15 protein-coding genes are annotated in these 18,841 nt (G+C 74.2%); 4 read left to right on the top strand and 11 right to left on the bottom strand.

Features of this window, described 5'->3' with window-relative positions:
• Positions 1-13 precede the first annotated feature (13 nt).
• Positions 14-484 (bottom strand): type II toxin-antitoxin system PemK/MazF family toxin, encoded by a 471-nt coding sequence (locus AB0E02_RS20825; protein ID WP_362141429.1) that lies wholly within the window; start codon positions 482-484, stop codon positions 14-16.
• Positions 485-621: 137 nt separating this feature from the next.
• On the opposite strand from AB0E02_RS20825, the gene AB0E02_RS20830 reads away from it, so the two are divergent.
• Positions 622-2,052, top strand: coding sequence for a WGR domain-containing protein (locus AB0E02_RS20830; RefSeq protein ID WP_362141431.1), 1,431 nt, complete (start codon positions 622-624; stop codon positions 2,050-2,052).
• Between the two features lie 29 nt (positions 2,053-2,081).
• Here the strand turns inward: AB0E02_RS20830 and AB0E02_RS20835 are convergent, their stop codons facing one another.
• The 4 genes from AB0E02_RS20835 to AB0E02_RS20850 all read right to left on the bottom strand — a co-directional run bounded on the left by AB0E02_RS20835 (position 2,082) and on the right by AB0E02_RS20850 (position 5,297).
• Positions 2,082-2,720, bottom strand: coding sequence for a uridine kinase (locus AB0E02_RS20835; protein ID WP_362141433.1), 639 nt, complete (start codon positions 2,718-2,720; stop codon positions 2,082-2,084).
• Between the two features lie 41 nt (positions 2,721-2,761).
• Complete coding sequence (locus AB0E02_RS20840; protein WP_362141435.1) at positions 2,762-3,211, bottom strand: hypothetical protein; 450 nt, start codon at positions 3,209-3,211, stop codon at positions 2,762-2,764.
• A gap of 43 nt (positions 3,212-3,254) precedes the next feature.
• Positions 3,255-4,193: an IclR family transcriptional regulator C-terminal domain-containing protein gene (locus tag AB0E02_RS20845; RefSeq protein ID WP_362141437.1), complete on the bottom strand. Its 939-nt coding sequence runs from the start codon at positions 4,191-4,193 to the stop codon at positions 3,255-3,257.
• 159 nt (positions 4,194-4,352) lie between these two features.
• Positions 4,353-5,297: a zinc-binding dehydrogenase gene (locus tag AB0E02_RS20850; RefSeq protein WP_362141439.1), complete on the bottom strand. Its 945-nt coding sequence runs from the start codon at positions 5,295-5,297 to the stop codon at positions 4,353-4,355.
• A gap of 723 nt (positions 5,298-6,020) precedes the next feature.
• On the opposite strand from AB0E02_RS20850, the gene AB0E02_RS20855 reads away from it, so the two are divergent.
• Positions 6,021-7,601: an FAD-dependent monooxygenase gene (locus AB0E02_RS20855; RefSeq protein ID WP_362141440.1), complete on the top strand. Its 1,581-nt coding sequence runs from the start codon at positions 6,021-6,023 to the stop codon at positions 7,599-7,601.
• A gap of 483 nt (positions 7,602-8,084) precedes the next feature.
• On the opposite strand, the gene AB0E02_RS20860 is transcribed toward AB0E02_RS20855, so the two are convergent.
• From AB0E02_RS20860 to AB0E02_RS20870, 3 genes are read right to left on the bottom strand one after another with little or no spacing between them, the layout of a single operon-like run.
• Positions 8,085-9,998, bottom strand: a complete 1,914-nt coding sequence (locus tag AB0E02_RS20860) for a helicase-associated domain-containing protein (protein WP_362141442.1) — start codon at positions 9,996-9,998, stop codon at positions 8,085-8,087.
• 14 nt (positions 9,999-10,012) lie between these two features.
• Positions 10,013-11,446, bottom strand: a complete 1,434-nt coding sequence (locus AB0E02_RS20865) for an SWIM zinc finger family protein (RefSeq protein WP_362141443.1) — start codon at positions 11,444-11,446, stop codon at positions 10,013-10,015.
• Positions 11,443-14,295, bottom strand: coding sequence for a DEAD/DEAH box helicase (locus tag AB0E02_RS20870; RefSeq protein WP_362141445.1), 2,853 nt, complete (start codon positions 14,293-14,295; stop codon positions 11,443-11,445). Before AB0E02_RS20870 ends, AB0E02_RS20865 begins: the two co-directional genes overlap by 4 nt.
• A gap of 253 nt (positions 14,296-14,548) precedes the next feature.
• Between AB0E02_RS20870 and AB0E02_RS20875 the strand changes: the two genes are divergently transcribed.
• Positions 14,549-16,093: a UvrD-helicase domain-containing protein gene (locus AB0E02_RS20875; protein WP_362141447.1), complete on the top strand. Its 1,545-nt coding sequence runs from the start codon at positions 14,549-14,551 to the stop codon at positions 16,091-16,093.
• On the top strand, positions 16,090-16,458 hold the full coding sequence (locus tag AB0E02_RS20880; protein ID WP_362141449.1) for a DUF6343 family protein: 369 nt from the start codon (positions 16,090-16,092) through the stop codon (positions 16,456-16,458). Before AB0E02_RS20875 ends, AB0E02_RS20880 begins: the two co-directional genes overlap by 4 nt.
• A 278-nt stretch (positions 16,459-16,736) precedes the next feature.
• Here AB0E02_RS20880 and AB0E02_RS20885 read toward each other — a convergent pair whose 3' ends face one another.
• The 3 genes from AB0E02_RS20885 to coaE form a co-directional block, all read right to left on the bottom strand.
• On the bottom strand, positions 16,737-17,186 hold the full coding sequence (locus AB0E02_RS20885; protein WP_362141451.1) for a tetratricopeptide repeat protein: 450 nt from the start codon (positions 17,184-17,186) through the stop codon (positions 16,737-16,739).
• 194 nt (positions 17,187-17,380) lie between these two features.
• Positions 17,381-17,833, bottom strand: a complete 453-nt coding sequence (locus AB0E02_RS20890) for a cupin domain-containing protein (RefSeq protein ID WP_362141453.1) — start codon at positions 17,831-17,833, stop codon at positions 17,381-17,383.
• Between the two features lie 372 nt (positions 17,834-18,205).
• Positions 18,206-18,796, bottom strand: a complete 591-nt coding sequence (gene coaE, locus AB0E02_RS20895; RefSeq protein ID WP_362141455.1) for a dephospho-CoA kinase — start codon at positions 18,794-18,796, stop codon at positions 18,206-18,208.
• Positions 18,797-18,841 lie beyond the last annotated feature (45 nt).

Below are 18,841 nucleotides of genomic sequence, written 5' to 3' on the forward strand. Positions count from 1 at the left end.
GGCCCCTGGGCGTTCAGCGCCAGCCGTGGAACTCCCGCAGCCGGTTGGCGACGAGGTTGAAGCGGCCCCGGTCCAGGGCGCACGCCTCGCGCCGCATGCCCCCCGGGTGCACCCGCAGGACCCGGTCGAGCGCCACCCAGGAGTCGCGGCCCGCGCGGTCCCAGGGCCCCGCGCCGATGGCCACCCACTCCCGGTCGTTGCTGTGCCGCTTGCTGGACAGCTGGACCGCCAGCAGCGTGCCGCCGGTCTCCCGGGCGACGACCAGTACCGGCCGGTCCTTGCCCCGGCCGTCGTTCTCCTCGTAGGGCACCCAGGTCCAGACGATCTCGCCCGGGTCCGGGTCGCCGTCCGGGTCGGGCGCGTAGGTCATCCGGACGGTGCCGACGGAGCCCGGCCGGGCTTCCACGGTTGCGGTGGGCCCCTGGCTGCCGGGCAGCGCGTCGGCTGCGCCGGAGGGGTCTGATGCGGTGAAGGAAGAGGTCACGCCCCCACGCTAACCGCCGCCCTGAGCAGGGCTTTCAGCGGCCCCGGCGCGCGCTCCACGGCCCGTTGTCAGTGGTCGGCCGTACGGTTTTTCACAGCGGGGGACGGCCGTCGGGGCCGCCCGGGGAGGGGAGCACCATGTCCGAGACCACGACGTATCTGGAACTGTCCCAAGAGGGCGGCGGCGCCCACAAGTTCTACGAGGTGACGGTGCGGGACACGGTCGTCTCGGTGCGCTACGGCCGGATCGGCGCGGCCGGTCAGCAGCAGACCTCGACGTTCCCGACGCGGGAGAAGGCGCAGGCCGCGGCCGCGAAGAAGATCGGCGAGAAGGTCCGCAAGGGCTACGCCCCGGCCGTCCAGGGGCAGCGCAGCGCCCGCCCGGTGACGCGCCGTCAGGTCTCTTCGGCGCCGTCGACGGCCCGCGCGGTCGCGCCGGTGCTGTGGCGGTTCCGCACGGGCGCCGCGGCGTTCGGCATCCACATCGACGAGGACCGCGCCTGGGTCGCCAACCAGAACGGTGATGTGCACGCCCTCGGCCACGACGGCGAGGTGCTGGCGCACTACCGGCTGCCGGCCGGCGTCAAGTGCCTGGTGGCGGACGACTTCTGGATCTACGCCGGCTGTGACGACGGCACGGTCTACGACCTCTCCTCGAAGCTCCCGTTCGCCGCCTACGACATCGCCCCCGACGTCGACATCTTCTGGCTGGACATCCGCGAGGGCATCCTCAACGTCGCGGACCGCAACGGCGGTCTGACGGTCATCGACCACGAGGACGAGTACCAGTGGTCGCGGCGCAGTGCCGGCGAGCACGCCTGGATGGTGCGGCGGGACGAGCGCGCCGTCTACCACGGCCACCGCCGCGGCGTGACGGCCTATTCCGCCGACGGCAGCGGCGAGTTGTGGCACACGCCGACCCAGGGCGCGGTGCTGTTCGGCTGGCAGGAGGACGACTCGGTGTACGCCGGTACCGACCGGCGGGTGGTCCAGCGGCTGGCGAAGGACTCCGGGGCGCTGGAGGCGACGTACGCCTGCGACACGGTCGTCTACTCCTGCGCGACGGCACCGGGCGGCCGCTACGTCTTCGCCGGCGACTCGGCCTCGTCGGTGTACTGCTTCGCCGCCGACGGCACCCGCCTGTGGAAGCTGGGCACGGGCGGGGGCTCGGCGCTCTCGATGCAGTATCTGGACGAGAAGCTCTACATGGTCACCACCGACGGCTCGCTGGTGTGTGTGGACGCGAGCGAGGCGGCCGTCGCCGCCGCCCGGGCGGGCACGGTGCCGGTGGCCCGGGATGTGAAGTCGGCCGCCGCGCTGCCGACGTACACGCCGTCGGCCACGGTGCGGACGGTGGCGTCCGCGGCCGCCTCGGAGATCGTGGTGGAGTGCGTCCAGGAGGGCGGCCGGCTGCGGGTCCATGTGGTCTCCGAGGGCTACGAGCCGTCCTGGAACGTCCAGTTCCCCCGTCACATACGCCAGCCCGGGGCGCGGTACGTCGTCGACGACCTGTCGGCGGCCGCGGGCGGGTTCTACCGCGTCCGCGGCGAGATCCGACAGCTCGTCTGAGGCCGCCGGACCGTTCTGCGGCCGCCGGGTCAGACGGGTCCGCTCCAGGCCGGCCGGCGCGGGTCGTCGGCACGTACGACGATGTCCGCGGCCTCCTCGGGCCGGGTCTCGGCCTCGTAGCGCGCGAAGGCGGGCAGCGTCCAGTGCTCGTGCTGCGGAGTACGGCGAGCGAGCGCGGCCGGCGACAGCATGAGGTGGACGGTGAGATCGAAGGGGAACCAGTGACCGAGCAGGAGGGGACCGTGCAACAGCAGGACGCCGCCGGGCGGCAGCGTCACGTACGCGCTGCGGGTGGCCCGGTCGGCCACCGGGTCCCAGAGGTCCGGGAGGACGCGTCCGGTGCCGCCCGGGTCGAGCGGCTGGAAGACCTCGCGCCACAACGCCTGCCGGTCGAACCACTCGTCGTGGTAGGCGTCGGAGTCCTCCCGGCCGTATTCGAGGCGCAGCGAGGCGGGGCGCAGGAAGCCGAAGGCGCCGGCCTTGTGCACCGCCCGGCCGCGGAGCCGCAGTGCCTCGGCGAGCCGCCCGGCCAGCTCGCCGGGTGCAGCCGCGGGCGCTCCGTCGAGGGCGACTCTCCGCCAGGGGCTGCCGTCCTCGGCCTCCGTGGCGAGGATCCGCTCGGCGAGCGCGTCGGTGAGCCGTTCCCAGGTGATCGCTTCGAGCCGCACCCCGCCATTGTGCCGGGCGGCGGGGCGCGGCGCGCGGGGCGTCAGCCGGGGAGCGGTCCGGCGGGCGGGGCGGAGGAGGTGCGGGCGTCATTGACATATCCGGCCTGGATGAACATGCCGTGGACGTCGCCGCTCATGTTGTTGTGGATGTGCCAGACGGTTCCGCGGTCCGGTTCGGGCGCGACCTCGTCGAGCAGGGCGCGGAGTTCGGCCGCGGCGGCCGGGTCCTCGCTGAGCAGCCGGCGCAGCCGCAGCCGCCAGGCCGTGGTCACGCCCGCCACCCCGTCCTGGTCGCCCTCCTCCTGTGCCACGACGAGATCGGCGCGTGAGTCGTCCAGTTCGCCCTCCAGCGCGGCCTCGTCCCCGGCCCCCCGGCGGCGGGCGAGGAAGGCCGCCATGCGGCGCCGGACGGTCGCCCAGCCATCCGTCGCCATCTGCTGTACGAGCGTGCTCGCCCCTGTCGCGGCGAGTGCCACCAACTCCGCTTCCATCGGTCCCCCTCGGGTGTCGGGTGTGGTTCCGTCCCGCCGCGGTTCAGGCCTGGCCCGTGTGCGGGCCGGCGGCGCCGTGGCGGCTGAGTTCGGCCGCCGCCTCCTTCGTCGCCTCGATGACGTTCTCGGGGGCCACCGGCATCACGGACTTGAGCTTGAGCAGCAGGACGGCCCCCATGATGGAGCCGTCCCACATGATCGGCGCGGCGCAGGAGTTCCATCCGGCCATGCACTCCTCGTAGCCGAGCGCGTGGCCGAGGTCGCGGACCTCCGCGAGGGAGGCCACCAGTGCGTCGTTGTCCCGGTAGACCCCCGGTCCGGCCTGCTCCGGTACGGGTTCGGCCAGGACCCGCTGCTGGAGGACCTCCGGCAGGTAGGCCAGGATCGTCCGCCCGGAGGCGCCGGTGCGCAGGGAGCGCGTCACGGACAGCACATCGCGCGGCGTCATGCCGAGTTCGGCCAGGTCGGAGTCGCCGACGGCCATGTCGACGCACTGCCGTTGGGCGCCGGAGAAGGGCGCCACCATGTAGAGGAAGGCCAGGCCGCCGTCGGTGGCCCTCCGCAGTTCCTGCAGGACGGTCTGGGTGACCGTGCCGTCGAGACGGTGGTCGAGCGCGGTGAAGGCGAGTTGGGCGGCGGAGGTGCACAGCCGGTAGAGACCGCGGTCGACGCGTTCGAAGATGCGCTGGTAGATGCCGGACTGCAGGATGCGGTAGACGACGGAGTCGTCCAGGCCGGTGAACTCCGCTATCTCGCCCGGGCCGTGGGCCGATCCGCCGAGTTCGGCGAAGGCGGTCTGGACGAGGAAGACCCGCTCGGCATGGCTGGATCCCGACGCCCGGCTGCCCGTCGAGTGCCCGTTCCTGGCCGTCTGGCGTCGACTCTTGCGCCCCGGGGAGCCCGGCGCCCTGACGGCGGAGCCCGAAGCGGAGGCGGGTGCGGCCGAGGCCGGCGAACCCGGTGCTGTGGTGCTGTTGCCCATCGTGTGCTCTCTCCCCTGGCAGTGTTCCGCGCCCGAAGGCGCCCGGCGTGTCCGGTGGAAGCCGACGCCCCCGTCACCCGTGGCCGCACCCTCCGGCAGTCGGCGCCCGGGAGTGCTCCCGGAGCCGTTCTGCCCGCCCGCGGCCCCGGGTTATCCGCATTATCGGGTGACGTCGAGGGCGAGTTTCCCGGTCGGTGTGCGGGCGGCGAGGTCGTGGTGCGCCCGGGCCGCCTCACCGAGCGGGTAGGCCGCACCGGTGAGCGGCTTGAGGGTGCCGTCGGCGACGGCGTCGAACAGCGCCCGCATGGACGTCGGCAGTGCCGTACGGTCCGCGTAGAGCTGCGGCAGCCAGAAGCCGGAGACGGTCAGGGAGCGTTCCATCAGGTCCCGGGTCGGGACGTTCGCCAGGTCGCCGCCGGCGAAGCCGTAGACGGCGAGCCGGCCGCGCGGTGCGACGGCGGCGAGGGTGCGGGTGAAGGTGGCGCCGCCGGTCATCTCCAGCGCGGCGTCGACGGGGCCGCCGGCGGCGTCCAGGATGCGCTCCGTCAGGTCGTCGGCGTGCGAGTCGATGACGGCCTCCGCGCCCAGGCCGGCAGCCAGTTCGCGCTTCTCGGGCGAGCCGGCGAGGCCGATGACCCTGGCCCCGGCGTGCGCGGCGAGCTGGACGGCCAGCGATCCGACGCCCCCCGCCGCGGCTGGCACAACGAGGGTCTCGCCCTTGGTGATCCGCAGTACGGTGAACAGCAGGTGCCACGCGCTGTTGCCCTGGAGGGCCAGTGCGACGGCCTGTTCGTCACTGATGGCGTCGGGCACGTCCCAGGTGACGCGGCGGTGCAGCAGGGCCCGTTCCGCGTAGCCCCCGCCACGGCACAGCCCGACGACCCGCCGGCCGCCGTCCACGGTCCCCACGACCTCGTTGCCGGGTATGTACGGCAGCTCCACGGGAGCGAGGTAGGAGTCCCCCCGGACATGGACGTCCGCGTAGTTGACACCGGCCAGGGTCACCTGGACCAGCGAGTGGCCGCCGCGGGGTGCGGGCTCGGGCACGTCCTCCAGCCGCAGCACGTCCGGACCGCCGAATTCTCGCATCACAATGGCGCGCACGACTCTCCCTCAAGTTCACAAGTGCGGTGCCCGCACAGGGTAGGCGGGGCGTCCGTTGTCGGGCGGATACCCGATCAATTCGCGCCAACCATGAGAGGTTCGGGTTGCCCTTGCCCTTCTTCTGACGAGATTTTCCCGCCCGCTTTCTCGCGACGCGAGAAACCGCCAGTGTGTTTTCCACCCATTGCGCCGTTTTGCTTCGGATATACCCGGCGGTATGGCCGAGATGGCTGCCTCGCATCCCTCGCTCAAACTCGGCTACCGGATGTGATCGCCGCCGCCTACGATCCCGAATTGTGTCCGCCGTTGACCACTGGTGACGGCCGCGTCCCCTGGGGCCGAGCACGCTCCGCGAGGCAGCGCTGCTCGCCCACCGCACCCGGTGATACGGGCGGGTGGCGGAGGGCCTGGCCGCCTGCAGGGCAGCGCGGGCACGGCCTGAGGGGGAATCATGATGGGGAAATCGGGGGGCGGCAGGCCGGCGTACGCGCCGGCCTGCCGGGACCCACAACGCGCACTGCCACTTCCACCGGCACCTCTCCGCCTGCTGCGGACCGCATCCGCGTCCTTGCCGCCCTCGCTGACGGCCACCGTCGCGGCTGCCACGGATGCCGTCATCGCCGCCGCGCGCCGCCGCTCCCGGCCGTACGCGGCACCGCTCTACCTGGACGCGTCCCGTCCCCGCCGGGGGACCGTGCGCCGCCGACGAGAACGGGACTGCCCATGAACGCCTCGAGCAGTACGCCCGGCAGCGGGCTGCAGTTCACCCACCCCTACCTCGCCGTGGTGCTCGGCGGCGGCTTCACGGGCATGCACGCCGCGGCGGCGCTGTCCGAGTACGCCGAGGTCATCGTCGTCGAGCGGGAGCGGCTGCCGCGGACCCCGGCGCTGCCGACCGACCTGCCGCACGCCCGGCACGCGCATCTGCTGGCCGCGGACGGTGCCCGGATGGTCGAGGCCCTGTTGCCCGGCAGCATCGAGCGCTGGCTGGCGGAGGGCGCCTGCCGGGTCCCGGTGCCGGCCGAGTTGGCGGGCCGTGCTCCACTGAGCCGGTCGGACCGGCACTGTCCGCCGCATCTGATCGCCTGTTCCCGCGACCTGCTCGACCGGGTCGCCCGCCAACAGGTGTCCGCCCGCCCCGGGGTCGCCGTCATCGACGGCACCGAAGCGGAGGAGCTGACCGGCACGGCGGAACACGTCACCGGGGTCCGGGTCCGCGACACCACGACCGGTGAAACGTATCGGCTCGACGCCGACCTGGTCGTCGACGCCACCGGCCGCCACTCCACCAGCCGGGCGCGCCTCACCGCCCTGGGACTGCCGCGGGTGGCCGAGGACCTCGCGGACTCCGCGACCGTCTCGGCGACCCGGATCTTCCGCGCCCCCGAGGGCAGCGACAACTTCCCGGTGCTGACGACCCGTTCAGGGCTCGTCGCGCCGCCGCCCGGTCGTTCCGGCGCCACCCGCAGCGTCGCCGGACGCGCCCTCCGGGTGCGGGCCGTCCCCGAGCGGACCGCGACGCTGGTGCCGATCGAGGGCGGCCGCTGGCTGGTCACGCTCACCGGCACCGGCGAGGACCGGCCGACCCAGCACGCCGGCCGGTTCGTGCCGTTCGCCCGGCGCGCGGGGGACCCCCGCATCGGCGACCTCATCGCCGAGGCCGAGCCGCTGAGCGAGGTGCGGCTGTCCCGCGACCCGGTCAACCGGCGGCGGCGCTACGAACAATTGCCGTCCTGGCCCTCGGGGTTCCTCGCGCTCGGCGGCGCGGTGGCCGCGCTCAGCCCGGATTTCGGCCAGGGCCTCTCGCTCGCCGCCCACGGCGCCGCCGCGCTGCGCGAGGCGCTGGGCCGGTACGGCCTGGACGATCCGGCGCTCGCCCGGAGGGTCCAACGCACCATCGGGCGCCTCGTCGACGAGCTCTGGTCCGTGGCCACCGGTGTGCCCGGCCACTCCCCCGCCGCCGGCCGGACCACCGTCTGCCGCGCCTACCTCGACGTCATCACCGGCGGCCCGCGTCCGGCACCGTTCCTGCGCGGCCCGGCCGCTCTCGCCATGCTGCGGGACACGGCCCGGACCCGTCCGGTCACCGGCGCCACGGACTGGGAGGCGCCCCCGCTGCCCGTCCCGCCCGCCGCGCCCACCGCCTCCGGCACCCCGCCCGAGGTCTCACCGGCCACGACCGCCGCACCCTCCGCGGTCACGGCCGCCCCCACCACCCGACGCCTCCCCCGCCCGCGCGGCATCCGTCCGACGGCACTGCGCCGCACCGGCGGTACGGGACACCGCAAACCGGCCGAGGGCTGACCCCGGGCCGCCTGCCGGGACGTACCTCCGGAGGCGTCGCGGATCGGGGTGTACGGCGAGGTCTACGGCGCCGGTGTCCAGGGCCTCGGCTACGGCGCGGAGATCCGGTATGGGGAGCCGGGGTACGCGGTGGTCGACGTCGCCGTGGAGGCCGGCGGGCAGGTCGGTGGCCGGACCGTGAGGAGCTGCCCGGAGTGCCGGCCGGCCGGCTTCCGTTGGTGCCGGCGCTGTACCGCGGCCCCTACGAGGCGCGCGCGGTAATGCAGTTGGCGAGGGCCGCGAGACGCCGTCGGGGCGCGCGGCGTGCCTCCGGAGGGTGTGGTCGTCCGTCTGCTCCGGGACCGCTACATCGCGGAGCTGGGCGGCCGGGCCGTGGCCAAGGTGGCGGCTCCTATCCGACGCGCAGGGGCGGCACGGAGTACGAGTGGCCGCCGTCCGGGCCGCTCTCGTGCGCCGTCCGCCGTGGCCCGTTTCCGCCCCCGGTCAGGGCCGCCCGCTCAGGGTGGCCTCCTGGGGCTGTTCCTGGCCCAGGAGGCGCCGGGCGAGGTGGAGCGGGGCCTGCGGGTCGCGGGCCGGCGCGGGGGCCTGACTACGGTGCGAGGGAAGGCGTTCGACGGTGGTCGTACCGGTGTCGGATTCCAGGGCCGGCGCATAGCCCGCGGCACGCAGTGCGTCCAGGGTCGCGGTCGGCGGCCGGCCGCTGACCAGGACGGTCGGGGCGATGGCGCGCAGGGCGAGGTCGCGCAGTGCGCGGTGGCCGGCGAGTTCCCGGACGAGTGTTTCGTCGTCGGAGCGGATGCAGCAGGCGGCGGGCAGCACCCGCATCCGCCCGTGGGCGCGGGCGGCGTCCCGGACGAGGTAGTGGAGCGGTTGCGGCAGGCCGCCGGTCGTCGAGGCCCCGGTGAGCTCCGTCAGGAGGGTGTCGGCGGAGTGTCCGGCGTCCAGCGCGCGGCGGACCGATGCGGGGGTGAACCGCCAGGTCACGGCGTGTTCCTCGGACTCCCGGTCGGCGGCGGAGGCGAGCAGTCCGGCAAGCTCGGCGGACGGACGGCCGGGTACTACGGCGGTCAGGTCGGCCTGGAAGTGGGCCTGTTCGAGCGGTGGCGGCAGCAGGTCGCCGAGCGGCTCGGCGAGGGCGTCCGGACCGTTGAGCAGGGCCCGCCCGAGGGGGGTGAGGGTGCCGTGCGCGACGAGGCCGAGGTAGGCCGCTTCGTGGAGGGTGTGGACGGCGCGTTCCTCGGCCATCGGCTGTCGCGTGACGGCGAGCGGACGGTACCAGTCCGCCGCCCGGAGAAGGTCCGTCAACGCCCCCTCGACGGGCTCCTGTTGCTCCGAGGCTTCCGTGGACGGCAGGGGCGGCAGGGGCGATCCGGCGCCGGAGGGGACGGTGTCCAGGGCGGCGAGGAGGGCGTGCCGGAGGGCGGGGGCGTAACGGTCGCTGCCGCGGACGAGGGCGCTCGGGGTCTCGCCGAACGGCGTGTGGGTGGGGACGGCCCACAGGGCGGACCAGGCGGCGAGGACGGGGGCGAGGCGGGCGCCGGGCGGGCGCTCCAGCCAGTCGTCGTAGGCGCCGGTGGGGAGCGCGGTGATGCCTGCCGGGGTGCGCGTGAGGGCGATCAGCTCGGCGGCCAGGGCGAGGTCGAGGAGCAGGCGGACGTGCGGTTCGGTGGCGCCGGCGGCCTTGGCCAGCCGTTTGATCTCCCGTACGGCCAGCCCGCCGGACTTGCGGAGGGCGGCGGGCCGGGTGGCCAGAGAGGCCAGCAGGCGCTCCAGGGTGGCGGCGAAGGCGGCCGTGGCGGCCCGGGACTCGTCGTACGGCGAGGTCGCCGGGACCGGTGCGGCGGGCGTGCCGGGGTCGGCGCTCGGGTCCGGGGCGAGCCGTGGGGCATCCGGGCGGAACGGGCCGAGGTTGTGGGCGCCGAGGAGTTGGGGGACGCGCGGCGGGACGACGACGGCGCCGTCTTCGGTGGGCGCGGCGAGGCCGTCGTCGTAGAGGGCACGCAGGGCCGCCTCGGCGGCGGAACGCGACGGTCCGGGCCGGTCGGCGCCGAGCGCGGTGAACACGTCCTGGGGCGGGACCGGTTCGCCTGCCAGGTGGGCGAAGGAGAGCCGGTGCGCCATCAGGGACTGGTAGTCGGCGCCGGGCGCGGGAGCGGTGCGTCCGGTGCGTTCCTGGCTGAGCCGGGCGGTGGTGGCGAGTACCTGGAGCCGGGGGTGGTCGAGGTGCAGCACCAGGTGGTGGAGGGTTTCGTAGGACCACAACGCGGTTGCCAGGCCGCGGAGTTCGGTGGGGGCGGGCCGGCGGGCGAGCGGCTCGGCGTGGCGGGTGAGGAGTGCGGCGAGCTGCTCGGGGGTGCGGCGGGCGAGGGCGCGGGTGAGTGTGTCGAGACCTTCCACGGCCTTGAGGTTAGTCATCGTGCGAGCAGGGTGGTGAGGGCGCCTACGGGGTCGGGGTCGGCGGGGCCGGCGGGCCACCAGTCCTCGGCGCCCGGTTCGGATTCGTACGGGTACCAGCGGTGGTCGTGGCCGAAGCGGAGCTGAATGCCGCGCGCCGGGTCGGTGAGGTGGTTGTGGTGGGGGCGCAGGGCCGGGAGGTCCGCGGCGCGGAGGGCGCTGCGGGCCCGGTCGAAGTCACCGGCCGGGGGGTTCCAAAGGGTGTGGAGGAGGGCGAGTCCTTCGGGTCCGCCCTGGCGCCAGGCGGCGACGGAGCGGGCCACGTCCGTGGGGGTGCGTCCGGTCGCCGCGGCGAGATCGCGGTAGAGGGTGCGGGTGGCGGAGGTCAGTCCGGCGGTGGGATGGGCCGTGGCGGCGAGGCGAACGGCGTCCTCCCAGGGCGGGAGTTGCGGGAAGGGGTCGGTGGTGGCAGGCCGTCCGCCGGGGCCCGGGGCGGCGGTGATGCAGGCGTGGGCGCGGGCCGCGACGTCGGCGGCGAGCAGTTCGAGGGTGGCGGGGTCGAAGGGCAGGTCGTCGCCCTCGGGGAGGGCATGCGGCCGGCCGGGCTGCGGTGGCGCGGGCAGGGGCGGCGGGAGGGCCGGCCGGCGGCGGTCGGCGAGGGCGGCGCGGGCGAGGACGGGGCGCGGCGCGGGCGTCCCCGGCGCGGCTGCGGTCGGGTCCTCGCCGGTGGCACCGGGGCGCCCGGAGGGCCCGGACGGCGCCGGGTCGGCGGCGTCACTGCTGCTGGTGGGCGGTGCCGTGCCGTCCGGTGTCCGGGTGCGGGCCTCCCCGGCGGTGAGGGCGGTGTTACGGCGGGAGAGCGCGTCAAGGAGTTCACGCTCGCCGCGGCCGCGCATCAACAGCAGCACGAACGGGTCGGCGTCCAGCAGCCTGGCCACCTGGAAGCAGAGCGCGGCGGCGTGTTTGCAAGGCCTGCCGTGGTCGGGGCAGGAGCAGCGGGGGACGAGATCGCCCGGCCCGGGAAGGAGACCCACCTCGCCCTCGGCGAGGGTCCGCGGGAGCTTTTTGGCCAGCAGGGCGGCGAGCTGGTCCGGTTCCGCGGCGACGGCGTCCAGGAGGCCGTCCCATTGGGGGTCGCTGAGGGTGCGCAGGCGGATCTCGGCGCTGTAGGGGCGGGGCCTGCTGCCCCGTACGGTGGCGAGGATGCGGCCCGGGGTGACGTTGATGGTGTCGACGTGGCCGTCGCGGGCGTAGGTCCGCCCACGGGCGAGCCGGCCGCTGTCGAGCGCGGTGGTCTCCAGTGCGTCCAGCCAGGCGCTGCCCCACCAGGACTCGGCGAACAGGCCCCGGGCGCCGGGCCGGGGCGGCAGGGGCGGGAAGGTGCGCGTGCGGTCGGCGCGGGCCAGCCGGTCCGCGGCGGCGGCGCGCCCCGAGGGGCGACGGGGGATCATCCGGCCCTCCTCAGGGAGACGAGATCGGTCAGCTCGGCATCGGAGAGCTCGGTGAGCGCGGTCTCCCCTCCGGAGAGCACGGCGTCGGCCAGCGCCCTCTTGGCGGCGAGGAGTTGGGCGATGTTGTCCTCGACGGTGCCTTCGGTGATCAGCCGGTGGACCTGCACGGGCTGGGTCTGACCGATGCGGTAGGCGCGGTCGGTGGCCTGCGCCTCCACCGCCGGGTTCCACCAGCGGTCGTAGTGGATGACATGTCCGGCCCGGGTCAGGTTCAGGCCGGTGCCCGCCGCCTTCAAGGACAGCAGGAAGACCGGGGCGTGCCCTGACTGGAACCGGTCGACCATCTTCTCCCGTTCGGCGACGGGCGTTCCGCCGTGCAGCAGCTGGGCGGGGATGCCGCGGGCGGTCAGATGGCGTTCGAGGAGCCGGGCCATGCTCACGTACTGGGTGAAGACCAGGGTGGAGCCGCCCTCGGCGAGGATCGTCTCCAGGAGCTCGTCGAGGAGTTCGAGCTTCCCGGAGCGGGCGGCCAGGCCCGGGGCGGTCTCCTTGAGGTACTGCGCGGGGTGGTTGCAGATCTGCTTGAGGGCCGTGAGCAGCTTCATGACCAGGCCGCGGCGGGCGATGCCCTCGGCGGTCTCGATCCGGGCGAGGGTCTCGCGGACCACGGCCTGGTACAGGGCGGCCTGTTCGCGTCCGAGGGCGACCGGGTGGTCGGTCTCCGTCTTGGGCGGGAGCTCGGGGGCGATCCCCGGGTCGGACTTCTTGCGGCGCAGGACGAACGGGCGCACCAGTCTCGCCAACCGCTCGGCGGCCTCCGGATCCTGGCCGCCCTCGACCTCGCGGGCGTGCAGGGCGCGGAACGTCTTCAGCGGGCCGAGCAGGCCGGGCGTGGTCCAGTCGAGGAGCGCCCACAGCTCGGAGAGGTTGTTCTCGACCGGCGTGCCCGAGAGCGCGATCCGGGCCGGCGCCTTGATGTCGCGCAGCGCCCTGGCCGTGGACGAGCGGGGGTTCTTCACGTGCTGCGCCTCGTCGGCGACGACCCAGGCCCAGCGCCGGGCGGCCAGTTGGGCGGCGCTGCTGCGCATCGTGCCGTACGTCGTCAGCACGAAGCCGCCCGTCAGGCCCTCCAGGCTGCGGCCGGTGCCGTGGAAGCGCCGTACGGGCGTGCCGGGGGCGAAGCGCTCGATCTCGCGCTGCCAGTTGCCGAGGAGGGAGGCCGGGCAGACCACCAGGACGGGGTCGGTGGGGCGCCGGTGCAGGTGGAGGGCGATAACGGTGATGGTCTTGCCCAGGCCCATGTCGTCGGCCAGGCAGCCGCCGAGGCCGAGGGTGGTCATGGTGTCGAGCCAGGTCATGCCCCGTAGTTGGTAGTCGCGGAGCGTCGCGCGCAGTCCGGACGGCTGGGGCAGGGGGTGCGCTTCGGAGGTGAGGCGGCCGCGCAGCGCGGCGAGTGCCCCCAGAGGCACCACCTCGACCTGCTCCCCGTCCACCTCGGCGGTTCCGTTGAGCGTCGCGGCGAGGGCGCCAGCCGGCTCCAGATAGCCCAGTTCCCGCTTACGGGCCTTGCGCACGAGGCCGGGGTCCACCAGGACCCACTGGTCGCGCAGCCGGACGACGGGCCGGTGCGCCTCGGCGAGCTCGTCCATCTCGGCCTCGGTCAGCGGGAGTCCGTCCATCGCCAGCTGCCAGCGGAACTGCAGCAGTTGGCCGGTGTCGAAGAACCCGAAGCCGTCCGCGGCGGAGCCCGGTGCCGGGCGCAGCACCGCGGCCGCGGTCAGGCCGCGGGCCAGTTCCCTGGGCCAGTGGACGGCGATGCCCGCGGCGCCGAGCCGGGGCGCGGCATCGCCCAGCAACTCGTACAACTCGTCCTCCCCGAGGGAGAGTACGTCGGGGACCGGGCGCTCCAGGAGGCGGGTCAGCGGGGCCCAGACACGGGCGGCACGGCGCAGCGCGAGCAGGGTGTCGACGCGGGAGCGCGGACCGAAGTGGTCGGCTTCGCCGTCCCACAACTGCCGGGCGTCGGCGATCAGCGTCGGGTCCGTGAGGCTCTGCACCTGCAGCACCACCGCCGCACTCCCCTCGCCGCCCTCTTCGCTCTCCCCCGTGACGTCGAAGAGCCGGTCCGGCGCGAGATCAAGCCGCAAAGAGAGCCGCACCCCCGCATCGACGCCGGCCGCGACCTCGGCGGCCCAGTCGCGCGCACCGGGGAGGCGCTGCGGTGCGGACGCGGCGAAGGGGGCGCCGGCCACCAACTCGGCGGCGGGGGTACGGGGCAGCGCGTCCACCACCGCGTCCACATAGCGCCGCACCAGGTCCACCGGGTCGGGCAGGTGCAGCGGGCGGCTGCCGGGGAGGGGGACGGCGTAGGCCTCGGCGGGCATGGCGGCGGCGATCGCCCGGAGGTGCGCGATGTCGTCCGGGTCGAGCGGGCCGGCCCGCCAGGCGTCGGTGTCCTCGGGTGTCAGCCCGGGCAGCAGCCGCCCGCGCGCGGCGAGATGCAGCGCGTGCAGGGTGGCAGCTCCCCAGCAGGCGGCGGCCGGGTCTGCGGCCGGATCGTGCCGGGCGCGGACCAGCAGGGGGACGGCCTCGGTCAGCGGCAGCAGCACGGCCGGCACCGTACGCGCCCGGGCGCCGCTGCCATGGCGGCGGGCCACGGTCAGCCGCGTCGCCTCCGCGGCCGTCTGCTGCGCGCCGTCGTCGCGGACATCGGTGCCGGGCTCCGGGAGCGGCTCGCCGTCGGGCCGCCAGAGCGCGATCCGTCCGGCGCGGGGCGGCTCCGCGGGCAGGAAGACCGCGGCGCAGCAGGCCGCGGCGGCGTACCCGCCGTCATCCCACCGCTCGCTCATGCCGTCTCCTGACGTCCGAATCCTCCGGCTCCTGCCGTCTCCCGATGAAAGCAGACGGCACTGACAACGCCGACGGCCGGCGGGGGCGGCGGGCGCCGGGCGGCGGAGTTATCCACAGGCAGAAAAAATCTCGTCGCGGATCCGCCGCGATCGGCTACAGTCAGTTACATCGTCACTCTCAGTGATCGAGCAATGACGATCGGCGGGCGGGCCTTCCCGTCTCCGCCGCGCCCCCACACCGAAAGGCAGCCCGATGCAGAACCCTCCGACTCCGACGCCCGAACAACACGCCGCCGCCGAGGTCTTTCCGACCGGCGCCCATCTCGTCATCCAGGCCGGTGCCGGCACCGGCAAGACGACGACGCTGGCCATGCTCGCGCACTCCGCGCGACGTCAGGGCCGGCTCGGCCGCTATATCGCCTTCAACAGAGCCGTCGCCCGCCACGCCGCCCGGACCTTCCCGGCCGAGGTCGCCTGCGGAACCGCCCACGCCCTCGCCTACACCGCCGTGGGCAGGCGCTATCGGTCCCGGATGAACGCCCCACGGCAAGCGGGCTGGCGCACCGGCGCAGCCCTGGGCATCGAGGACGGCATGTCCTTACGCATCGGTGCGCGCACTGTCACCCACAAGGCACTCTCCTATACGGCCCTGCGCACCGTCACCCGCTTCTGCCACTCGGCCGACCGCGAGATCCGCGCCCGGCACGTCCCGCCCCTGCGCGGCGCCGAATCCCCACCGCTGCACGCCCACCTCGCCGAGGTCGTTCTGCCGTACGCCCGCAAGGCATGGGCCGATCTGCAGCGCCCCGATCACGGCGTGGTCCGCTTCGAGCACGACCACTACCTCAAGATGTGGGCCCTGGCCGAGCCCGTCATCCCGGCCGACTTCCTGCTCCTGGACGAGGCCCAGGACACCAACCCCGTCGTCGAGCAGGTCTTCACCGCACAGCGCGACCATGCCCAGCTGGTGCTGGTCGGCGACTCCGCCCAGGCCATCTACGGCTGGCGCGGTGCCCGCGACGTGATGACCGGCTTCGACGGCAGCCGGCTCACCCTCTCCCACTCCTTCCGCTTCGGACCGGCGCTGGCGGCCGAGGCCAACCGCTGGCTCGCGATCGTCGACGCACCGATCCGACTCAGAGGCTCGCCGGACCGGAAGACGGAGCTGCGCCCGGTCCGCTCCCCCGAGGCCATCCTGTGCCGGACCAACGTGGGGGCGATGGTGGAGGTGATACGACAGCTGGAGGCGGACCGCCGGGTCGCCCTCGCGGGCGGCGGCGAGACCCTGAGCGCCCTGGCTCGCGCCGTGCACGACCTCGAAGCCGGACGCCGGACCGGTCATCCGGAGCTGATGCTCTTCGAGACGTGGGCCGAGCTGCGCGAATACGCGGAGTTCGATCCCGCCGGACGGGACCTCCTGCCACTGGTGGAACTCGTCGACGAGCACGGCACGGACGCCGTGCTCCAGGCCCTGGACCGGCTCTCGCCCGAGGACGCCGCCGAGGTGACGGTGTCCACGGCCCATCGGGCCAAGGGCCGCGAGTGGCCGAGCGTACGCATCGCGGACGACTTCACGGGCCCCGACGACCTCGACGAGTGCGACGAAACCGGCCGACCGCTCCCCGGACCGATCGACGTTGACGAAGCGCGCCTGGCCTACGTGGCCGTGACCCGCGCCCGCTCGCAGCTCGACATCGGCGGGCTGTCCTGGATCAACGGCCATCCGGCAGGCGATCCCCGCCCCACCGACAGGACGGCCACGGAGACGAAGACCTGCCCAGGAGAGGAAGACCAGTGACTGACTCACGGATCAGGAGGATCCTGGAGGTGAAGGGGGAGGTGATGCCGATGCGTACGGGAAATGAGCCGCTGCAGGCACGCAGCCCGCTGAAAATACGCTGCGGACTGGCACTGTGGGGACTGCTGTGGGCCGTCGCCGGGGCCGTGGCCTTCGCCGACTTCGGGCGGCCGGAATGGGCGGCCGCGTGTGCCGCGCTCGCCATGGTGGCGGCCGCGGACCTGTTCATGGTCATCCGCCATATCCGCCAGGGCCCGCACTACCAACCGGGCAAGGACGTACCCCCGTACGAGCCCGACCAGGGCCGGAACGACGTCTTCGGCATACGCCGCGACCCGAATCGCCGACGCGGAAACAGGCCGTGACGCGGCAGGCGGTGTGACGCGGCAGGCGGCGGTGGGAGGCGGCCGGTCGCAGGGAAGCGGGCGGTCGCAGAGGAGAGGTTGGTCGCAGGGGAGCGGTAGCACGGAAGAGGTCGGTCGCAGAGGAGAGGTTGGTCGCAGGCCTTACGCAGGGGCGGGGCAGCCGAACGTCGCTGCCGGGGGCGGGCCGGCGTCCCCTCCTCCGATTCCGTGCCTACCTACTCGCTCCCGATCCCTGCCCACTCGCTTCCGATCCGGGCCTACTCGGTCCCGAATCCTGCCTACTGCGGTCCCGCGTCGCCGTCCGGCCGGCCGGGAGCGTCCTTCGGAGCCCGGTCATCAGGAGCCCGGTCACCGTTGTCCGTGGCGTCCGGGGCGAAGCGGGCCGCCTGGACGAACTCCGGGCGGGGGTCCAGGGCCGCCGCCAGCCGGAAGTGGCGGAGCGCCTCGTCAGGACGGGCGGCACGCTCCAGGGTGCGGGCGAGCGCGAAGTGCGCGAAGGCGTTGTCGGGCTCGCGCTCCAGCACGATCTGGAACTCAAGCTCCGCAGGCCGTAGTTGGGCGGCGAGGAAAAAGGCACGGGCGCGCAGCAGGCGGGCCGCGGTGTTCTCCGGATGCGCGGTGATGACCGAGTCCAGCAACCGGATCGCGCCGCGGGGGTCACGGGCAGCCAGCAGCTGCTCCGCGGCACGGAAGTCGATGACATGTGTCTCGGGGCTGCTCTCGGGCACGGCCTACTCCTCTCCACCGGCGTCGCCGTCGGTGCAGGCATGCGTCCGCCAGGGACCGTACGGCGTTACCAGGGGCCACAACAACCCTGCCGCTCATGGCATTCCCCGGTTCCGGCGGAGCCGAGTCAGCCCCTCGGGGACGCTCGGCGGGCCCACCTCCTGCGCTCCCCCATGGCCATGCCACCGCAGGCCCGCTAGAGGCTGATGTGGTACGCCTTGCGGAGCGTCTCGTGAACGGTCCAGCGGGTGCGGTCGCCCTCGCGGAGGACGCAGGCATCGCCGGGGCCCACCTGGAGGACCGAGCCGCCTTCGACCTCGATGGTGGCGCGTCCGCTGACGACAACGAACAGCTCATTGGCCTCGGTGTCGGTCACCACACCCGGCGTGATCTGCCAGATACCGCGGATCTGCCGGCCGTCCGGCGACTCCCACAGCACCTTCCCCGTCACCTCGGGCGCACCGGAGACGATCTGCGCGGGGTCCAGCGGCTCCGGCTCCAGGTCGGCGTCCGCGATGCCGGGGATGTTCACGACGAAGGAGGGAGGCGCCGATTCGGCGGCGGAAGATGAGGAGGCAGGTTCGGCCACCTGCTGGGCCGCGGGCTCGTCGGCCTGGGCCGTGGCGTCAAGATCGGAAGCAGCAGTCATGGCGGCGAGGCTACCGCCCACCCGTTCGAGCCCGGCAGCCGCTCCCCCCACCCGGGCCGGGACCCGCTTCCCAGCGGGCCGGTACGCGCTCCCGTCCACCGACCCGACGCCCGTCGCCTCAGCCGACCCCACACCCGCTCCCACCCACCGACCCGACATCCGTCGCCTCAGCCAGCCCCGCACCCGCTCCCACTCACCGGCCCGCCCGTCCCCTCGGCCGACCCGGAACCGAATCCCGTCCATCAGTCCAACACCGGTCCCCCCAGCCGTGCCCGCGCACCCGCTCCCGTCCGCGGTCGCCCCGACAACCATCCTCCGAGCCGGCCCCGCACCCATCTCCCCTGCGGGTCCGGGCCCATGACTGCGGTGGCCTCAAGCGTTGCGCAGGCGTTCCCAGACCTTGCGGACCTGGGGTTCCAGGGCCTCCAGGGGGCCGTCGTTGTCGATGACGAGGTCGGCGATGGCGAGTCGCTGTTCACGGGTGGCCTGGGCGGCCATCCGGGACTTCGCCTCGTCCTCCGCCATACCGCGCAGCCGTACCAGGCGGTCCAGCTGGGTCTCGGGGGCGGCGTCGATCACCACCACCAGGTCGTAGAGCGGCGCCAGGCCGTTCTCCGTGAGGAGGGGGACGTCGTGCACGACCACCGCGTCCGAGCCTGCCGATGCCTCGAGTTCCGCCGATCGCGCACCCACCAGGGGGTGCACGATCGCATTGAGCGCCTTGAGTTTCCCGGGGTCGGCGAACACGATGCCGCCCAGCTTGGGGCGGTCCAGCGTGCCGTCCGGTGCGAGGACGTCCTCCCCGAACTCCTCGACCACCGCCGCGAGTCCGGGTGTGCCCGGCTCGACGACCTCGCGTGCGATCTTGTCCGCGTCCACGATGACCGCGCCGTAGGACGCCAGCAGTCGTGAAACCTCACTCTTGCCCGCGCCGATGCCACCGGTCAGCCCCACCTTCACCATGGGCCCACGCTATACGGTGCCCGGAGCGGGCCGCGGCGCGGTACG

The organism is Streptomyces sp. NPDC048196, assembly GCF_040652715.1.
Lineage (GTDB): Bacteria > Actinomycetota > Actinomycetes > Streptomycetales > Streptomycetaceae > Streptomyces > Streptomyces siderophoricus.

Bases quoted from the DNA above. Each gene is read 5' to 3' on its own strand.
- AB0E02_RS20830 (WP_362141431.1), top strand. From the start codon at position 622: ATGTCCGAGACCACGACGTATCTGGAACTGTCCCAAGAGGGCGGCGGC.
- AB0E02_RS20890 (WP_362141453.1), bottom strand. From the start codon at position 17,833: ATGACTGCTGCTTCCGATCTTGACGCCACGGCCCAGGCCGACGAGCCC.
- AB0E02_RS20865 (WP_362141443.1), bottom strand. From the start codon at position 11,446: ATGATCCCCCGTCGCCCCTCGGGGCGCGCCGCCGCCGCGGACCGGCTG.
- AB0E02_RS20845 (WP_362141437.1), bottom strand. From the start codon at position 4,193: ATGGGCAACAGCACCACAGCACCGGGTTCGCCGGCCTCGGCCGCACCC.
- AB0E02_RS20840 (WP_362141435.1), bottom strand. From the start codon at position 3,211: ATGGAAGCGGAGTTGGTGGCACTCGCCGCGACAGGGGCGAGCACGCTC.
- coaE (WP_362141455.1), bottom strand. From the start codon at position 18,796: ATGGTGAAGGTGGGGCTGACCGGTGGCATCGGCGCGGGCAAGAGTGAG.
- AB0E02_RS20870 (WP_362141445.1), bottom strand. From the start codon at position 14,295: ATGAGCGAGCGGTGGGATGACGGCGGGTACGCCGCCGCGGCCTGCTGC.
- AB0E02_RS20855 (WP_362141440.1), top strand. From the start codon at position 6,021: ATGAACGCCTCGAGCAGTACGCCCGGCAGCGGGCTGCAGTTCACCCAC.
- AB0E02_RS20875 (WP_362141447.1), top strand. From the start codon at position 14,549: ATGCAGAACCCTCCGACTCCGACGCCCGAACAACACGCCGCCGCCGAG.